The organism is Noviherbaspirillum malthae (assembly GCF_015352985.1).
Classification (GTDB): domain Bacteria; phylum Pseudomonadota; class Gammaproteobacteria; order Burkholderiales; family Burkholderiaceae_D; genus Noviherbaspirillum; species Noviherbaspirillum malthae.
This window is the reverse complement of record NZ_JACYXF010000055.1, coordinates 15463-32994: the sequence shown is the minus strand read 5'-3', so window position 1 is coordinate 32994 and position 17532 is coordinate 15463. Positions and strand designations below refer to the sequence as shown.

Annotated in this window: 14 protein-coding genes; 6 read left to right on the top strand and 8 right to left on the bottom strand. The window is 62.4% G+C overall.

The window, feature by feature from the left end:
• Nucleotides 1–72 precede the first annotated feature (72 nt).
• The 4 genes from IGW03_RS29470 to IGW03_RS29455 all read left to right on the top strand — a co-directional run bounded on the left by IGW03_RS29470 (nt 73) and on the right by IGW03_RS29455 (nt 6563).
• On the top strand, nt 73–2166 hold the full coding sequence (locus IGW03_RS29470; protein WP_194726062.1) for a TonB-dependent siderophore receptor: 2094 nt from the start codon (nt 73–75) through the stop codon (nt 2164–2166).
• Nucleotides 2167–2565: 399 nt separating this feature from the next.
• The gene (locus IGW03_RS29465) at nt 2566–3546 is read left to right on the top strand and encodes a Bug family tripartite tricarboxylate transporter substrate binding protein (RefSeq protein ID WP_194726061.1); all 981 of its coding nucleotides are present in this window, start codon (nt 2566–2568) and stop codon (nt 3544–3546) included.
• Entirely contained in the window at nt 3543–5060 is a 1518-nt protein-coding gene (locus IGW03_RS29460; protein ID WP_194726060.1) for a class I adenylate-forming enzyme family protein, read from the top strand. The genes IGW03_RS29465 and IGW03_RS29460 overlap by 4 nt, the downstream gene beginning before the upstream one ends.
• Nucleotides 5061–5309: 249 nt before the next feature.
• Nucleotides 5310–6563, top strand: coding sequence for an MFS transporter (locus tag IGW03_RS29455; RefSeq protein WP_194726059.1), 1254 nt, complete (start codon nt 5310–5312; stop codon nt 6561–6563).
• Nucleotides 6564–6650: 87 nt separating this feature from the next.
• On the opposite strand, the gene IGW03_RS29450 is transcribed toward IGW03_RS29455, so the two are convergent.
• The 6 genes from IGW03_RS29450 to IGW03_RS29425 form a co-directional block, all read right to left on the bottom strand.
• The gene (locus IGW03_RS29450) at nt 6651–7667 is read right to left on the bottom strand and encodes a tripartite tricarboxylate transporter substrate binding protein (protein WP_228536183.1); all 1017 of its coding nucleotides are present in this window, start codon (nt 7665–7667) and stop codon (nt 6651–6653) included.
• A gap of 73 nt (nt 7668–7740) precedes the next feature.
• The gene (locus IGW03_RS29445) at nt 7741–9348 is read right to left on the bottom strand and encodes a class I adenylate-forming enzyme family protein (protein ID WP_194726058.1); all 1608 of its coding nucleotides are present in this window, start codon (nt 9346–9348) and stop codon (nt 7741–7743) included.
• A gap of 57 nt (nt 9349–9405) precedes the next feature.
• Complete coding sequence (locus IGW03_RS29440) at nt 9406–9861, bottom strand: PaaI family thioesterase (RefSeq protein WP_194726057.1); 456 nt, start codon at nt 9859–9861, stop codon at nt 9406–9408.
• Between the two features lie 72 nt (nt 9862–9933).
• Nucleotides 9934–11073: an acyl-CoA dehydrogenase family protein gene (locus IGW03_RS29435; RefSeq protein WP_194726056.1), complete on the bottom strand. Its 1140-nt coding sequence runs from the start codon at nt 11071–11073 to the stop codon at nt 9934–9936.
• A 20-nt stretch (nt 11074–11093) separates the two neighbouring features.
• Entirely contained in the window at nt 11094–12095 is a 1002-nt protein-coding gene (locus IGW03_RS29430) for a Bug family tripartite tricarboxylate transporter substrate binding protein (protein ID WP_194726055.1), read from the bottom strand.
• Between the two features lie 74 nt (nt 12096–12169).
• A complete protein-coding gene (locus tag IGW03_RS29425) occupies nt 12170–13138 on the bottom strand; it encodes an NAD(P)H-dependent flavin oxidoreductase (protein ID WP_194726054.1) in 969 nt (322 codons plus the stop codon).
• A 272-nt stretch (nt 13139–13410) separates the two neighbouring features.
• Here IGW03_RS29425 and IGW03_RS29420 point away from each other — a divergent pair, with 272 nt between their 5' ends.
• Complete coding sequence (locus tag IGW03_RS29420; RefSeq protein ID WP_194726053.1) at nt 13411–14592, top strand: CaiB/BaiF CoA transferase family protein; 1182 nt, start codon at nt 13411–13413, stop codon at nt 14590–14592.
• A gap of 88 nt (nt 14593–14680) precedes the next feature.
• On the top strand, nt 14681–15595 hold the full coding sequence (locus IGW03_RS29415; protein ID WP_194726078.1) for a LysR substrate-binding domain-containing protein: 915 nt from the start codon (nt 14681–14683) through the stop codon (nt 15593–15595).
• Nucleotides 15596–15923: 328 nt separating this feature from the next.
• Here the strand turns inward: IGW03_RS29415 and IGW03_RS29410 are convergent, their stop codons facing one another.
• On the bottom strand, nt 15924–16364 hold the full coding sequence (locus IGW03_RS29410; protein ID WP_228536181.1) for a PaaI family thioesterase: 441 nt from the start codon (nt 16362–16364) through the stop codon (nt 15924–15926).
• Nucleotides 16364–17515 (bottom strand): acyl-CoA dehydrogenase family protein, encoded by a 1152-nt coding sequence (locus tag IGW03_RS29405; RefSeq protein WP_194726052.1) that lies wholly within the window; start codon nt 17513–17515, stop codon nt 16364–16366. Before IGW03_RS29405 ends, IGW03_RS29410 begins: the two co-directional genes overlap by 1 nt.
• Nucleotides 17516–17532 lie beyond the last annotated feature (17 nt).

The window sequence follows — 17532 nt, the reverse complement described above, 5'->3', positions numbered from 1 at the left end:
GAAGTAACAATTATAGTATGCTTCTGTAATGCGAATCACTCTCATTTACGTTCATTTACCCGAAAGGACATCATGCAGCCCCGCCTGACCCTGCTCGCCAGCGCTCTCTCCCTCGCCTTTTCCACGTCCCATGCCATTGCCCAGACGGCGGCCACCGAGACGGAAAGGGAACTCGGGACGGTGACGGTGTCGGCGGAGAGAACCGGCAGCTACAAGAGCAACAGCGTGCAGGTGGGGACTTTCCGGGACGTCGCGCCGCTGGACGTGCCGCAGACCAGCAATGTCGTCACCCGCGAGGTGCTCGATGCGCAGTCGGCCACGACACTGTTCGGCGCGCTGCGCAATACCGCCGGCGTGACACGCTCCCAGCTCAACGGTTCGACCTACGACAACATCGCCATCCGCGGCATCCTGGTCGAAAACCGCGGCAACTACCGCCTCAACGGCAGCCTGCCCATCATCAACCTGGTCGACATTCCGCTCGAGAACAAGGAGCGGGTCGAGGTTCTGAAGGGAGCGTCCTCCCTCTACTACGGCTTCGTGCCGCCGTCGGGCATCGTCAACCTCGTCACCAAGCGCGCCACCAAGGAGCCGGTGACCAGTTTCGCGGTCACCGCCAACGAGCATGGCGGGGCATCCGCTCACGCCGATATCGGCCGCCGCTTCGGCGAGCAGGAACAGTTCGGTGCGCGCATCAACCTCGTCACCGGCCGCGAGGATATCGGCGTGGAGCGATTCTCGGGAGACCGGCAGCTGGCGTCGGCAGCCTTCGACTGGAAGGCGACGAGGGACCTGTCGTTCAAGCTCGACCTCGAGCATTACCGCAAGGACGTCTCCGAACAGGCTGCGATCGCGCTGCTGCCCGCCTCGGGCGGCAGGATCGCCCTGCCGGCCATTCCGGATGCGAAGCGCAACCTTGCCGGCGAATGGCAGAAGTACGATGCCCAGGCGACCAATGTGCTGTTCCGCACCGACTATCGCCTCGGTGACAACTGGAGCCTGCTGCTGGAAGGCGGGCATGCGAAGACCGAGCGCGACCGCAACTTCTCCCAGTTTCAGAACTACGACCTGGCCACGGGCGCCGGCACCCTGCGCACCTTCTTCAATCGAGGACAGGAGTGGGAGAACACGAACTATCGGACCGAACTGATCGGCGTGCTGCCGGGCGGCTCGGTGACCCATGAGCTGACCTTCGGCTTCACGCGCAACAACCGCGACGCGGTGTCGATCTCGAACGGCACCTTCGATACGCCGCAGAACCTCTACAACCCGATCGATATCGCCGAGCGTGCGCCGACCGGAGCGCCCGTGGCCGCGCCGTCGTCCATCAAGGACCGCGGCTGGTATGCCCAGGACCGCCTGTCCTTCGGAGACCAGTGGCAGCTGACTGCCGGCGTGCGGTCGAGCCGCTACGAGAGCACCACGTCCACCACGCGCTACAGCGCGGACGAAGTCAATCCTGCCATTGCGCTGATGTACAAGCCGCTTTCCAATGTGTCCGTCTACGCCAGCTATATCGAAGGCGTTGAAGAGAGCGGCCAGGCGCCGGCGAACCGCGCCAATGCCGGCGAACTGCTGGCCCCGGCGGTTGCCAAGCAGAAGGAGATCGGCGTGAAGGCCGAGGTTGCCGGAGGCGTGCTGCTGCAGGCGGCCTATTTCGACATCGAGCGTCCTTCGACCGACATCGATGCGGCGAACCGTTTCGTGCTGAACGGCCTTGCGCAGTACAGGGGTGTGGAACTGGCCGCCTCGGGCGAGCTCACGAAGCAGCTTTCGCTGATTGGCTCGGCCCTGTTCATGGACGCCGAGCAGAAGAACGGCGCCAATGCCGCCACCTTCGGCAAGACACCGGAAAACACGCCGCGTCGCACCGGCAGCCTGTTCGCCGAATACCGCCTTGCGCAGGTGCCGGGCCTGGCGCTGAGCGGCGGCGTGTTCTACGTCGGCGAGCGGCCTGTGAACAACGCGAACCAGGCCTTCATCGGCGGTTACACGACCTATTCGCTCGGCGCCCGGTACACCACCAGGCTGGCAGGAAAGCGCACGACCTTCCAGGCGGTGGTGGACAATGTCACCGACAAGAATTACTGGAGCACCGCAGGCAACGGCTTCATCGGTGTCGGCAGCCCGAGGACATTGAAAGTGGCGGCCAAGATCGATTTCTAAGCTCCGGGCCCGGGCGGCGTTCCCTGCCACCCGGCACGAACCAGGCTAACCAAACGATTCAACACCCCGCATCCAGGTATTGTCCTCATTGCAGCACCTCCGACTTCCGTTTCCTCAAGTCATGTCATGAGGAAACGGAAAAGAACTCCCGTCCTGCCGCCGAGCGCGGCAAGACCGAAACCGGTCGCCTGCGTCCATGCGCCGCCTGTATCGATTCAGCTCTCGCAAACCTCCCCTTAATGAAATGTAAATTGTGACCGGCCTCGCCGCCCCTTATCCTCGTTGACAAGCTCGCCGGTCGGTCGCCGTGGCAAGAACACCAACACAGCCAGCAGGACGACGACGATCAAAGCCTCATGTCGAGGACACCCAAGCGGGCGTACAACAAGGAGACAAGGCATGCGAGCTAACAGGTTTGTCCGCATCATCCAATGTGCCGGCGCAGCATTGGCCGCCGCTTCAACCATCCTGGCCATGCCGGCGTCGGCGCAATCGCCTCAGCCGGTAAAGCTGCTCGTCGGGTATGCCGCAGGCGGGCCGGTCGACACGGCGGCGCGCCAGTTTGCCGTGGCGTTTTCAAAAGCGCTCGACATGCCGGTCATCGTCGAAAACCGCCCCGGGGTCTCCGGTGCGCTGGCCGGGGCGGCCGTCGCCAAATCCGAGCCGAATGCGCAGATGCTGTATTTCGCCGCCAGCCCGACCGTCACCATCACGCCTCATGTCGTGCGCAGCATGCCGTTCGACCCGCTCAAGGACCTGACGCCGGTGGCACCGATCGTCGCCTACGCCAATGTGCTGGTGGTCAACAAGGACCAGCCGTTCAAGACGATTCCCGAACTGATCGCCCATGCCAAGGCCAACCCCGGCCAGCTGGCGTTCGGCTCGGCCGGCATGGGAGCCTCCAACCATCTGAGCGGCGAACTGTTCGCACAGCGCACAGGCACCCGTCTCACCCATGTGCCGTACAAGGGGAATGCGCCGGCGATGACGGACGTGATCTCCGGACAGATTTCCATGATGTTCGACATCATCGGCACCGCGCGCAACTACATCAGCGCCGGGCGGGTCCGAGTGCTGGCGGTCACCTCTCCCGGGCGCAATGCGTCCTTGCCGGATGTGCCCTCGATGCAGGAAGCGGGCATCCCGGGCTACGACGTGCAAGGCTGGTACGCGCTGTATGCGCCCAACGGCCTGCCGGCCGACCGGCTTGCCCGCTACCAGGAAGCGTCGCGCAAGGCGCTCAACGATGAAGAATTGAAGCGCAAGCTCATCGAACAAGGCTACGACCTGTGGCAAGGCACGGGACAGGATGTCACCGACCGCGTCGCCAGGGAACTGGCCTTGTGGGCCACCGTTACGAAAGGAATGAAATTCGAATGACGAGCACTTCTGATAGCCGGCTTCATGACCTGTTCGACCGGCGGCTGGCGGCCGGTCCCGATCAGATTTTTCTTCTTGCGCCTGACGGACACTACAGCTTCACGCAACTGGCGCGCATGATCGATCTGCTCGAATCCGAACTGCGCGGCGCCGGCGTGGTGCCGGGCGACCGCGTGATGGCGGTGGCGGAAAACTGCCCGGAGCATGTGGCGCTGCTCATTGCCTGCAGCCGCATCGGCGCCTGGTCGTGCGGCGTCAATGCGCGCATGTCGGAAGGCGAAATCGGCGCCTTCCGGGAAAAGGCCGATCCGCGCATCGTGTATTTCACATCGCGCGTGTCCGATGCGGCGGCGGCGCATGCCTCTGCGGCCGGGGCGTCTGCCTCGATCCTCCCCGGCCTGGCCCGCAGCACGCCCAGGAGCGAAGCAAGGGCAGAGGAAGGCAGCATGGCGCGCGGGATTGCGGCCATCATCTTCACCTCCGGCACGACAGGCACGCCGAAGGGCGTGCTGGTGTCGCAGGCGGGCCTGACGCATTTCGGACGGATCTCTGCCGAATCCCGCCAGCTTACGCCCGCCGACCGCTCCTATGCCTATCTGCCGATGACGCATATCTTCGGCCTGGGTACCGTACTGGCCGCTTCACTGCATGCAGGCTCGGCGCTGGTGATGCGAAGCCGGTTCGACCCGGCCGATCTCTTTGCGGCGCTGGAGCATGAGGGGGTGACCAACCTGCAGGGGCCGCCGGCGATGTTCTCCCGCCTGCTCGCATGGCTGAATGCGCACGACATCGAACGCCCGGCCTGCCCTGCCCTGCGCTATCTGTACACGGGCGCCGCGCCGCTGGACATGACGCTCAAGCGCGAAATCGAACGGCGCTTCGGCCTGCCGCTTCATCACGGCTATGGTTTGTCGGAATACGCCGGCTCGGTCTGCCTGGTTCCGATGAACGAAAGGCGCGACGATACGGCCGCCGGCTACCAGGTGGAAGGCGGCGAGGTCATGATCGCGGGCGAAGACGGCAATCCGCTTCCCGACGGCGAGCGCGGCGAGATATGGATACGCGGAACCGGCCTGATGCCGGGCTATTTCCGCGATCCGCAAGCCACCGCCGCGGTGATGAAGCCCGGCGGCTGGTATGCCAGCGGCGACATCGGCACCATCGGTCCGGACGGAGCGCTGCACGTGGTAGGCCGCCTGAAGGAAATGATCATCCGTTCCGGGTTCAATGTGTATCCCGGCGAAGTGGAAGCGGTGCTGCAGGAATTCCCCGGCGTTCAGCGTGCGGCGGTGGTCGGCCGCAAGGAGCGTGACGGCAACGAGGAGATACTGGCCTTCGTCGAAACCGATGCCGGTGCGCGCATCGACCTGCAGGCGCTCGACCTTCATTTGAGTTCCCGCCTTGCCCCCTACAAGCGACCGGCGCGCGTCATCCGTCTCGACAGTCTGCCCATGACGCTCAGCGGCAAGGTGCTCAAGCGCAAGCTGATTGAAGACCACGTTCCGGCGGACTGACACGAGAGCGGTGGCGGTGGCGGTGCCGGCCTGGTCCGCACCGCCACCTTCGCCGCAGCTTTCCCCAAGATGCCGATCATGGCGTCTTCCACGGTGTCATTCACGGCACCGACACGCGTCCCTCACACATGACTTGAGTGCCTGCAGCAAGGTCGGCGGGCAGACCGGACGGAAATGCAGGATACTTCCCATACCGGTTGGATAAACTTTCCCGGCAAGCCGGGCTGCGGAAGTAGGAGACACAAGAAGATGGAGACGAGCGCGACTGCGAAAAAACGGTATTTCGGATGGAATATCGTGGCGGCGGCAACCTTGCTGACCTTGTTGACGGTGGGCATGCGCCTGGGCATCGGCCCGTTCTTTCTGCCGATGTCCAAGGACCTCGGCTTCAGCCGCAGCCTGCTTGCCGCCATCATCGCGATCGGCATGCTCTTCTACGGTCTGGCCATGCCCCTGGCCGGCTATCTGGTCAGCCGCTGGGGCACGCGCACCGTACTTCTTATGGGTACCGTAATCGTCGTGGCGTCCACCTTCTGGACGGTCATGGCAAGAACGCCGACGGCTTTCCTCCTGTCCTTCGGCGTGCTGCTCTCCGTGGGTCTGGCGTTCACCAGTCCGGTGGCGCTGACGCCGGTCATCAGCCGCTGGTTCACGCGCCAGCGCGGCACCGCGCTCTTCTTCCTGTCGACAGGTTCCATGGCCGGCATGGCTTTCATGACGCCGATCCTCACCTTCGCGATCGAAGCCTATGGCTGGCAAAACACGCTGCTCGGCTTCGCTGCGGCATTCGTGCTCGTCACGGTGCCGTCCGCCCTGCTGATCATCCGGGACAACGCCCCGCCCGACACCGACCTCTTGCCCGGCCAGATCGCGACGAAGAATGCGGCAGCCGAGCCTGCCGATACGCTCGCCTTCGGCGATGCGGTGAAAACCGCCCCTTTCTGGAAAATCTTCGCCGGCCTGTTCGCCTGCGGCTTCAGCATGAATCTGCTGGGCACGCACGGCGTGCCGATGCTGATGGATCATGGCTTCGATGCAATGACGAGCTCGTCTGGCATCGGTATCATCGGCCTGGTCGCAATCGTCGGCACCATGGTCCTCGGACGCCTCTCCGACAAGCTGCCCCGCCGCAATATCCTGTTTGCGATTTACTTCATCCGCGGCCTCGGCTTCTTCGCCTTGCTGCTGGTAGGCACGCACTGGGAGCTCTATATCGCCGCTGCGATCGGCGGCCTGGTATGGGCCGGAAGCATCGCCACCTCTTCCGCCATTCTTGCCGATGTCTACGGCGTGCGGCTCGTCGGCGTGCTGTACGGGTGGGCTTATCTCGGCCACCAGATCGGCGCAATGATCAGCTCGTGGCTGGGAGGCTGGGGCTATGAAGCCTACGGCACCCACTGGATCGCCTTTGGCGCGTCGGGCATCCTGCTGCTGATGGCCGCCTTCCTCTCGCTGCGCCTGCCGAACCGCGGCTTCACGCTGCGGCAGATGCAGCCGGCTTGATGTCTTAAAAGACGTCTTCCAAAACGAAACGAGGCGCCGCGCGCCTCGTTTTTCCCTCTTCAACTACAGCGTTACCGCAACGTTCCCTCAGTTCAGCTTGATGTTGAGCTGCTGGACGGTACGTCTCTCCCGCTCATACTGCTCGGCGGCGAACTTGGTGTATTCCTCGCTGCTGAGATACACCTGCTCGAGGTCGATGACTTCCAGCGACTTCTGATACGCCGGTTCCTGCGTCGCCTTCTTGAAGGCATCATGCAGCACCTTCACGACCTTCGGGTCCATGCCTTTCGGACCGACGATGCCGACCTGGGAACTGGCCGTCACGTCGTAACCCAATTCCTTGAGCGTGGGCACGTCCTTGAAGCGCGGGAAGCGGCTTTCGCCGACGATGGCCAGAGGACGCAGCTTGCCGGTCGTCACGTACTGGCCCCAGCCGGGATCGAGCACCGCATCCAGCTCGCCGCCCATCAGCGCGGTCAGCTCTTCGGCGCCGCCCTTGTAGGGTACGAAGGTCATCTCGGCGCCTGCGGCCTTGCCCAGCTTTTCCATCGCGATATGGCCGGAGGACGCAATGCCGACGGCGCCGTAGTTCACCTTGCGCGGATTGGCCTTGGCATAGGCCAGGAATTCCTCCAGGGTCTTCCATTTCGCGTCGGCCCGCACCACGATGCCGTAGCGGTAATTGGTCAGGCCCATGATGTAGGTGAAGTCCTTCACCGGATCATAGGGAGTCTTCTGCAGATGCGGCATGCGGAAAATGTTCGCCGCCACCATGGCGATCACATGACCGTCAGGGGCGGCCGACTGCGCCATCACCGATGCGGCCAGCGTCGCGCCCGCACCCGGCTTGTTGACGGGGATGACCTGCTGGCCGAGCTCCTTGCTGGCGGCTGCCAGCAGTATGCGCAGCGATGCATCGGTCGGGCCGCCGGGCGGGAAGGGAATCCAGAACTCGATCGGCCGGGTCGGGAACTGTCCCGCTGCGAACGCCGTCGGCGCCAGCATCAGGGCAGCAGTAGTGGCAGCGGCAGCGGCGATCCCGCGCAGCAGTCTCGGTTTCAGGCTTTGCAGCCGTTGAAGGCATGTCCGGAATCTTTGCATCATCGTCTCCTTGTTTATAGGTTCGCCTGGCGGCGCGGAATGCTTGTTGTCTTTTACGAATCCTTGAAGCGAAACCTCAGGCAGCCTGCTTTGCTTCACGCTTCGCCGACTCGAGATAGCGGTCGCGCAGTTCGCGCTTGAGCACCTTGCCGATGGCGCTGCGGGGCAGCACGTCCACGAGCTCCACGGCGGACAGCCGCTGCATTTTTCCAAGCCTTTCATTGGCCCAGGACAGAATCGCCGTGCTGTCTGCGCTTTCGTCCGCATCCTCGCGGCAGACGACGAACGCCACAGGCGTTTCACCCCAGCGCTCCGAGGCCACGCCCACCACCGCGGCATCTTCCACGGCCGTATGCTCACGCAGCACGGCTTCGAGGTCGCTCGGATAGATGTTGAAGCCTCCGGAGATGATCATGTCCTTCTTGCGGTCCATCAGCGTCAGGAAACCGTCGGCATCGAAGCGGCCGATATCGCCGGTGCGGATGAAGCGCACGCCGGCTGCATCATGCCACTCCGCCTCGGCCGTCTTCTGCGGCTGCTTGTGATAGCCGGTCATCATGCCGCCCGAGCGCCCGACGATTTCGCCGGTTTCACCTGCAGGAAGTTCCACGCCCTGTTCGTCGATCACCCTGAATTCGCTGCCCGGCGTAGGCTGGCCGACGGTATGCAGCTTGCCGGGATGCAGATGGGCGAACAGCTGGCAGCTGCCGCCGCCTTCGGTCATGCCGTACAGTTCCACCAGTCCACCCGGCCAGCGTGCAAGCACATCCTGCTTCAATGCGGAGCTGCAGGGTGCGCTGGTGCAGAACTTCATTCGATAGGAAGACAGGTCGTAACGGCCGAAATCCGGCACGGCCATCAGCCGCTGGTACTGTACCGGGACCAGCATCGTGTGCGTGACCCGGTGCCGCTGTGCAAGTTCAAGATAGGTGCGGGCGTCGAACTTTTCCATCAGCAGCACGCTTCCTCCCATGCCCAGGGTGGAAAAGAAACTGACGAGCGTGGTATTCGAGTAGAGCGGCGTGGATAGCAGCGTGACGGCATTCGCGCTGTATTCCAGCCCCACCGAGCGCTGCAGTTGAGCCCAGCGCAGCGAACATGGCTGCACGATGCCTTTCGGCACGCCGGTGGTGCCCGAGGAATAGATGATATTGAATGCGGTGCCGGGCAGGATTTCCGCCTTCGCCGGCACTGTGCCCGGCGCGTCCAGCCATGCCTGCAGACCCGAAGCATTCTTGCCGGCGTCGGCAGTGCCATCGATGGAGATGACGCGGACCGGAAGGCGCGGCAGCACGGACTGCAGTGCGGCAGCCGAATCCCCGTCGACGAACAGCAGCCTGGCATCCGAATCCCGGATCATTCCGGCCAGCGCTTCCGGCGCGCTGGAAGGCGGCAAGGGTGCGACGGCAACGCCGGCGCGCAGGCTGCCGAGGTATACCATCGCGTATTCGATGGAGGTGCCGGCGCAAATCGCGATGCTGTCTCCCGGCCCGAGGCCGTCGCGCTGAAGCGTGGCGGCGATGCGGTCCATCATCGAGTCCAGGCCGAGGTAATCAATCTTCTCGTCACCGAGAATGAATGCCGGATGCGTCGGGCGGTGTGCGGCATGCAGCCGGATCAGATCGCTCAAGGTTCCAAAACTTTGCGCAAGCAGCGCGTGGACTTCCTTTTCGTAGCTTGTCATGCCAGGCCTTTTCAGGATACTCGATGGTGGTGGATGAACGGAGAAAGGAAGAATGCCTCAATCCGCTGCTTCGGATGCCTGCCTGCCGCCCGGCTTCTTGCGCCGGTATTTGAAGCTGCCAATGGCCTTTGCCACCAGATTGCCGGCATCATCCAGTATTTCGCCTTCGCAGAAGCAGACCGAGGAGCCGCCGCCGGTCGCATGGCCGCGCACATGCAGCCTCCCTGCCCCCGGCCCGATGAAATTGATGGACATGTCCAGCGTCACGATGCCCATCGTGAATTCGACCCGCGACAGCGCCGCGCTTGCCAGCGCAGCATCGAACAGGGCCATGATCACGCCGCCGTGGGCGACGCCGTACACGTTCTTGATGTGCGGGTAGTCATTCTGGATGAAGTAGGCATGTCCGCCGGCCGATTCCACCAGTTCCGGCCCCAGGAATTTCAGGAAAGGATTCCGATTGACCGGATCATGGAGCACTTCCAATGTGGCTTTGTCGACTATGCTGTTCATCTTCATTCGTCTCTTCGTTGATCGGCAGCCGAATCTGCGGCTGGTTAAGCATTCGCCACGCGTCTTGCCGTCTCACAATCCGCGCGCGACGATTTCCTTCATGATTTCATTGCTGCCGCCGTAGATCCTGCCGACGCGTGCATCGATCCACGCACCGCCGATCTCGTATTCCGACATGAAGCCGTAGCCGCCATGCAATTGCAGGAAATCGTCGAGCAGCCGGTTCTGCATCTCCGAGCCGTTGAGCTTGGCCATTGCCGCGCGCTCCGGCGTCAGCTCGCCACGCAGGTGGCGCGCAAGGCAGTCATCGACAAAAGTGCGCAGCATCGTCAACTGCGCCTTGGCCTCGGCCAGCTTGAAGCGCGTGTTCTGGTAGTCGAACACGGACTGTCCGAAAGCCTTTCTGCCCCGCGTATATTCGATGGTGCGTTCCAGGAAGGCTTCGATGGATGCCGCCGCACGGATGCCGATGATCAGGCGTTCCTGGGCAAGTTCATGCATCAGATAGCCGAAGCCGCGGTTTTCATCGCCAATCAGGTTTGCAACCGGCACGCGCGCATTCTCGAAAAAGAGTTCCGCGGTATCCTGCCCGCGCAGGCCGATCTTCTTCAGCCGCTTGCCGCGGCTGAAGCCGGGTGTTTCAGCTTCGACGCAGATCAGCGAAATCCCTTTTGCTCCGCGCTCGAGATCGGTCTTGGCGACGACGATGACAAGACCGGCGTTGTGGCCGTTGGAAATGAAGGTCTTTTGCCCGTTCAGGATGAAATGATCGCCTTCGCGCCGCGCAGTGGTCCGCACCGCCTTGACGTCGCTGCCGGCGCCAGGCTCGGTCATGGCGATGGCGCCGATCATGTCCCCGCGCGCCATTTTCGGCAGCCAGCGCTGCTTCTGCTCCTCGGTCCCGTAGGCGTGCAGGTAGGGAGAGACGATTTCGGAATGCACGCTGAAACCGAGCGCACTGGCATTGACGCGTGCCAGCTCTTCGATGACGATTGCGGAGTGCCCGAAGTCGCCGCCCTGACCGTACGGTTCCGGCAGCATGCAGTTGAGCAGGCCTTCCGCTCCGGCCTTGCGCCACAGCGACGTCGGCACGATGCCCTGCTCTTCCCAATCCGCATGAAACGGCTTGATCTCGCGCTCGACGAAGCGTCTGACCTGCTCCCGGAACGCTTCATGATCTTCACGGAAGGGAGCTCGCAGCATGTTGTCCATTGTCCGGCTCGTCCTTCGCTTCAGTTTTCGATCCTGATGTTGGCCTGCTTCACCGCACGGGAAAATGTCTCCGCATCCGCTTTCATCGATGCGCCCAGCTCCTCCGGCGAACTGCCCACCGCCGTCATGCCGAGTTCCTCGATGCGTGCCCTGTTCTCGGGTATGCGCAGCACGGCAGCACCGGCATCGGAGACCTTCTTCACGATGTCCCTGGGCGTGCCGGCCGGCGCCATCATTAGGAAGTAGCCTACCAGCTCCATGCCCTTGTAACCCTTCTCGGCGAAGGTCGGCACCTCGGGCAGATAACTGACGCGCTGCGTGCCGCTGGACGCGAGGATGCGGACCTTGCCGCTTCTTGCATGCGGCCGTATGGTGCTGGCATCGACGAAGCCGGCGGGGATCTGTCCGCCTAGCAGATCGTTGACCAGCGGCGCTGCACCCTTATAGGCGACATGTACCATGTCGAGCCCGGCCTGGCGGTTGAGCGTTTCGCCGCCGACGTGGGCTGTCGAACCCTGGCCATAGGAACCGTAACTGAATTTCTTCGGATTCTTGCGCACCAGTTCGACGAACTCTTCCAGCGTATTGGCGGGGGTCGATGCCGGCACCACCAGCAGATTGGGTGTGCGCGTGAGCATCGATACCGGCACCAGGTCCTGGTTTACATCGTAGGGAATCTTTTCGTACAGATAAGGTGCATAGACGATAGTGGAGATCGTCAGCAGCAGCGTGTGGCCGTCGGGCGCCGACTTGGCGACCATGCCGTTGCCTATCCAGCCGTTCGCGCCGGGCTTGTTCTCGACGATGACGGGCTGTTTCCAGGTGTCGGTGAATTTCTGGCCTATCATCCTCGCCAGCATGTCGGTCGCGCCGCCGGCCGGGTAAGGCACCACGATCCTCATCGGCTTGGAAGGAAAATTCGCCGCGGATGCCGCTTCGGCCTGTGCATGTGCAGAACCAGCCGCCGATATCAAGAGTGATGCCGCTGCAATGCTGGCCAACCATTGTGATGCCGTTTTCATTGTCGTCTCCTTGGCTTGTCGTTATTTGCCACTCGTGTGGTACGGCAAGGACTCTCCGGTCCTGTTATGTCTGCTTATGCCGCCAACGCACTCATCCGCTGCCTTGCCTCTTCGTATTCTTCCTTCATGCGTCCGATGACCGTTGCCGCAGGCTCGACAGCGCCGATGTTCCCGACGCCCTGGCCGGCACCCCAGATTTCCTTCCAGCTCTTGGGCTTGTTGTGGCGATTGTCGAAATTCATTTTCGAGGGATCGGCGGACGGCAGGTTGTCGGGATCGAGGCCGTTCCGCGCAATGCTGGGCTTCAGGTAATTGCCTGGCACGCCGGTAAAGTAAGGCGTATAGACGATATCGGCGGCGCTCGACTCGACCACCATGCTCTTGTACTCGTCGCTGGCATTGGCTTCCCGGGTGGCGATGAAGCGCGTACCGATATAAGCCAGGTCGCAGCCCATGGCCTGTGCAGCGAAGATGCCGCTGCCGTTGGTGATGGAACCGGACAGCGCCAGCGTGCCGCCGTAGAACGAACGTATCTCGTTGACCAGCGCAAACGGGCTGAGAACGCCCGCATGTCCGCCGGCGCCGGCACACACCAGGATCAGGCCGTCCACGCCGGCCTCGATGGCCTTCCTCGCATGCCTGACATTGGTGACGTCGTGCAGCACGATGCCGCCGTAACCGTGTACCTTGTCCACCAAGGACGCGGGCGAGCGCAGCGAGGTGATGATGATCGGCACCTTGTGCTCGATGCAGACTTCCATGTCGGCGTCGACCCGGCTGTTGGACTGATGCACAATCTGGTTGACCGCAAAGGGTGCCGCCTTCTTTCCCGGATGAGCCGCCTCGAAGTCGGCAATGCCCTGCTTGATGCGGACGATCCATTTGCCGAGGTCTTCCTGCGGACGTGCATTCAGCGCCGGAAAGGACCCGACGATGCCGGCACAGCACTGCGCGATGACGAGGTCGGGATTGGAAATGATGAAAAGCGGCGAAGCGATGACCGGGAGGCCGAGCTTTCCGTCGAGTGCCTTGGGTAATGGCATGGGTCTCCTCACATACACACTATTCTCTGAATTCCGGCTGACGCGTTTGCCGGGTCCGCTTATGGTGCTGATTAACATGCTGATTGCCGTGCTGATGTAACGCAGGTTAAAGGCTGATGGCACCCCGGTTCAATGGCGGCGTTTTTCAATTTGATTGGCAAAAATTCTCAAACTGCAGACGGCGCCGGATTTGCATCAATCTTTTTGCCAGGCGTCTTTCCAAGCGCGGAGAAGTTCTCTAAGATCAAATGCAAACGACGAGGAGACGCAACATGAGTGGACCGCTGGAAGGTGTGCGAGTCATCGATTTGTCCGCGGTCGTGTCAGGGCCGATGGCCGCCGGCATGCTTGCCGACCAGGGCGCCGACGTGATCAAGATCGAGCCGCCCGGCGGCGACATGAGCCGCCGCGTCGGCCCCGCCAAGGGCGATATCTCTGCCTTGTTCATGGCGATCAATCGCGGCAAGCGTTCGATGGTGCTGGACTTGAAAACAGATCGCGCCCGCAACATCCTGAAAAAAATGGTCATGCAGACCGATGTCCTGGTCGAGAATTTCCGGCCGGGAACCATGGCCCGCCTCGGGCTGGACTACGAGCAGCTGAAGGAAATGAACCCCGGCCTGGTCTACCTTTCCATTTCCGGCTTCGGACAGGACGGACCCTATGCGCATGCGCGGGTGTACGACTATGTGATCCAGGCGGCATCGGGTTTTGCCGACGCCCACGGCGATCCGGCAAGCGGCGATCCGGGCCTGCTTCCGACCCTGCTGTGCGACAAGCTGACCGCCCTCACCGCCTCGCAAGCAATCTGCGCGGCACTGCTTGCCCGCCACAGGCATGGCCAGGGACAGAAGATCGAACTCTCCATGCTGGATGCGAGCATTGCCTTCCTCTGGCCGGAAGCCATGTACAACCACGGCTTTCTCGACGAGCCGCCCGCGCCCGTTCCGGAATTCGGCGCCAACCAGAAAGCATGGAAATGCCGTGACGGCTGGTTCACCGCCATGACGCCGCAAAACGACGAATTCGCCGCCCTCTGCCAGGGCTTCGACCGTCCGGACCTCGTTGGCGATCCGCGCTTTGCCACGATGGAAGCGCGCCGCCGCCACTACCGCGAGCTTCGCGAGATCCTCGAACCGATTGCGCTGGAAAAGGACGTGAACGAATTCGTCAATCTGCTTGTACGCGAAGGCGCACCGGTCGGACGCGTCAACGTCCGCAGCGGCCTGTGCGCAGATCCGCAGGTGCGGCACAATGCGACCGTCTCGCGCTACAGGATGCAGGACCTCGGCGAAGTGCAGCTGCCGCGCGCTGCCGCGCTCTTCGGCACGACGCCCAATCCTGACTGCCTGCAGGCGCCACACCTTGGCCAGCACAGCCGCGAACTGCTGCGCGAGCTCGGCATGCGCGATGACGAGATCGATGCGCTGATCGAATCCGGCGCGGCGGCCTGAACGTACTGCAGCCGTTTCCCTTGCGCGGACGCGGATTGCATTTCCGATACAATGACCGGGCCCGCCCTAACGATTCCATGCCATGGCAATTCATTTCGACCTCATCGACCTGCGCCTGTTCGTCTACATCGCCGAAGAGAACAGCCTGACCCGCGCCGCGGTGCGGGCCCACATGTCGCTGCCAGCCGCAAGCATCCGCATCAAGAACCTGGAAGACTCGATCGGCACCAAGCTGATCAACCGCGACGCGCAAGGCATCACCCTGCGTCCGCCCGGCCAGGCGCTGCTGCAGCATGCGCGTCTGGTGCTGGCCCAGCTGGAAAACCTGCGCGGCGACATGCAGGAATACGCGCAGGGCATCAAGGGGCATGTGCGCATCTTTGCCAACACCACGGCGACGGCGGAATTCCTGCCGGCCGTGCTGCGCAGCTTTCTCGTCAGCCACCCGGACGTGAACATCGATCTCCGCGAGCACCTGAGCAATGATGTGGTGCGTGCCATCAATGAAGGCATCGCGGATATCGGGGTAGCCGCCGGCAGCGTGCGTACCGAGGGACTGCAGGTCATTCCCTATCGCAACGACAGGCTGGTGGTTGCGACTGCGACCGGCCATCCGCTGGCCGCCCGCGACGACATCAATTTTTCAGACACGCTCGAATACGAATACATCGGCCTTTACGAAGGCAGCGTCATCCATTCTTTCGTGCACCAGGCCGCCGGCCCGCTGAGCAAGTCGCTCAAGACGCGCATCCAGGTCAGCAATTTCGATTCGGTATGCCGGATGATTGAAGCCAATGTCGGCATCGGCATCCTCCCCGAGTCGGCGGCGCGCCGGCATGCGAAGAGTCTTGATCTGAAGATACTGCGTTTGAATGATGAATGGGCTACGCGGAATCTGATTATCTGCGTGAGGGATCTTGATGCGCTGCCGGGGTTTGCGCGGGAGCTGGTTGAGCTGCTGGTGGCGGATGGGGATGCTACGCGGGGTGGGAACGCCGAATAGCGGGTCTTTTAAACAAGCTCTGGTCTAAATAAGCGAGTTTGCTAAGGTAGTTAGGTTCTCACTGCTCGAAGACTCCCTCCCCTTCAAGGGGAGGGTTGGGGTGGGGATGGGGTTAGCGCACGTCACTGAACCCCATCCCCCTCCTAACCTCCACCTCGCCGCTTGCAAGCGGCTCCGACTACGCAGGCGCAAGGCATGCCTTGCGAAACCCCTGCTACGTCCCCCTTGAAAGGGGAGGAACGTTCTTTATCTTTTTGAGTCTTCCCCGTTCCCGACTCAATGAAACTGAGCTAACAAAAAACGCTATCTTAATTTTTGCATGGCGACCTTATTTAAGAAACTTCATCGTCGCCACCCCAGTCGCCACCAGCAACTCCCCATCAAGCCAAACCTCCGCCCGCGAAAAGAATATCGACTTCCCACGCCGCTCCACCACTCCAACCGCAGTCAGCATCCCGCCCACCCCATTGGCGAGAAAATTCGTCGTCAGCGACAGCGTCACCGCATGCAGCTTGACGCCCTCTTCCGCCGAATACAACCCGGCATAACCGGTAGCCGCATCGAGAAGCGCACAGATCGTCCCGCCATGCACCACTCCGCTGCGATTGAGCATATGCGGCAGCACCGGCAACGCCATCTCCACCCTGCCTTCCGACCATGCCGTGATGCGCATGCCCATATGCTCCAGCGCCGGATTATCCAGCGGAAAATCCGGCTCGTCTGCACCAGCCGGCATCACGACGTCGGCAAGCATGTGCGGCACCGCCATCAGCCGCATTCCTTGATCATGTTGCGGGCGATGACGATCTGCTGGATCTGGGTCGATCCTTCATAGATGCGGAACAGGCGCACATCGCGGTAGAAGCGCTCGATGCCGTACTCCGACATATAGCCGGCGCCGCCGAAAATCTGCACCGCACGGTCAGCAACCCGGCCGCACATCTCCGTCGCGAACATCTTGCAACACGATGCCTCGGTGCTGACGTTCTCGCCGCGGTCGCGCCGCTGGGCGGCATCGATCACCATGCACCTGGCTGCGTACACTTCCGCCTTGCTGTCTGCCAGCATCGCCTGGACCAGCTGGAAATCCGCAATGCGCTGGCCGAACTGCTTGCGTTCGACCGCATATTTCAGCGCATCATCGAGCATGCGCTCTGCCACGCCGACGGCGATCGCGGCAATGTGAATGCGTCCCTTTTCCAGCACCTTCATTGCCGTCTTGAATCCCTTGCCTTCCACGCCGCCGATGATATTCCTTGCCGGCACCCGGCAGTTCTCGAAGATCACGTCGGCGGTGTGCGCACCGCGGTGCCCCATCTTCTTGTCGTACTTGCCGATGGTGATGCCCGGCGTATCGGCTTCGACGATGAAGGCCGAAACGCCGCCTGCGCCCTTGTCCTGCGGATTGGTGCGCGCCATCAGGGTGAAGATGCCGGCATGCGGCGCGTTGGTGATGTAGCGCTTGGTGCCGTTGACGATATAGTCGTCGCCGTCGCGGATGGCGGTGGTGCGCAGGGATGCCGCATCCGATCCCGCCTCCGGCTCGGTCAGTGCGAACGATGCGATGATCTCGCCGGTCGCCAGGCGCGGCAGATATTTTTCCTTCTGTTCGGACGTGCCGTCCATCAGGATGCCCTGCGAGCCGATGCCGACCGTGGTGCCGAACAGCGAGCGGAAGGCCGGCGAGGTCTGGCCCATCTCGAACATGATCAGGCTTTCCTCTTCCATGGTCAGCCCGAGGCCGCCATAGTTTTCGGGAATCGTCAGACCGAACAGGCCGATCTCCTTCATGTCGCGCACGATGTCTTCCGGAATCTCGTCCGTTTCGGCGACGGTCTCCTCGGCCGGCACCAGCCGCTCGCGTACGAAGCGGCTCACGGTGGCCTGCAGCGTGTTCATTGTTTCCTGGTCGCGGATCATGATTTCACCTTCCCTGT

Bases quoted from the DNA above. Each gene is read 5' to 3' on its own strand.
- IGW03_RS29470 (WP_194726062.1), top strand. From the start codon at position 73: ATGCAGCCCCGCCTGACCCTGCTCGCCAGCGCTCTCTCCCTCGCCTTT.
- IGW03_RS29465 (WP_194726061.1), top strand. From the start codon at position 2,566: ATGCGAGCTAACAGGTTTGTCCGCATCATCCAATGTGCCGGCGCAGCA.
- IGW03_RS29460 (WP_194726060.1), top strand. From the start codon at position 3,543: ATGACGAGCACTTCTGATAGCCGGCTTCATGACCTGTTCGACCGGCGG.
- IGW03_RS29455 (WP_194726059.1), top strand. From the start codon at position 5,310: ATGGAGACGAGCGCGACTGCGAAAAAACGGTATTTCGGATGGAATATC.
- IGW03_RS29450 (WP_228536183.1), bottom strand. From the start codon at position 7,667: ATGATGCAAAGATTCCGGACATGCCTTCAACGGCTGCAAAGCCTGAAA.
- IGW03_RS29445 (WP_194726058.1), bottom strand. From the start codon at position 9,348: ATGACAAGCTACGAAAAGGAAGTCCACGCGCTGCTTGCGCAAAGTTTT.
- IGW03_RS29440 (WP_194726057.1), bottom strand. From the start codon at position 9,861: ATGAACAGCATAGTCGACAAAGCCACATTGGAAGTGCTCCATGATCCG.
- IGW03_RS29435 (WP_194726056.1), bottom strand. From the start codon at position 11,073: ATGGACAACATGCTGCGAGCTCCCTTCCGTGAAGATCATGAAGCGTTC.
- IGW03_RS29430 (WP_194726055.1), bottom strand. From the start codon at position 12,095: ATGAAAACGGCATCACAATGGTTGGCCAGCATTGCAGCGGCATCACTC.
- IGW03_RS29425 (WP_194726054.1), bottom strand. From the start codon at position 13,138: ATGCCATTACCCAAGGCACTCGACGGAAAGCTCGGCCTCCCGGTCATC.
- IGW03_RS29420 (WP_194726053.1), top strand. From the start codon at position 13,411: ATGAGTGGACCGCTGGAAGGTGTGCGAGTCATCGATTTGTCCGCGGTC.
- IGW03_RS29410 (WP_228536181.1), bottom strand. From the start codon at position 16,364: ATGGCGGTGCCGCACATGCTTGCCGACGTCGTGATGCCGGCTGGTGCA.
- IGW03_RS29405 (WP_194726052.1), bottom strand. From the start codon at position 17,515: ATGATCCGCGACCAGGAAACAATGAACACGCTGCAGGCCACCGTGAGC.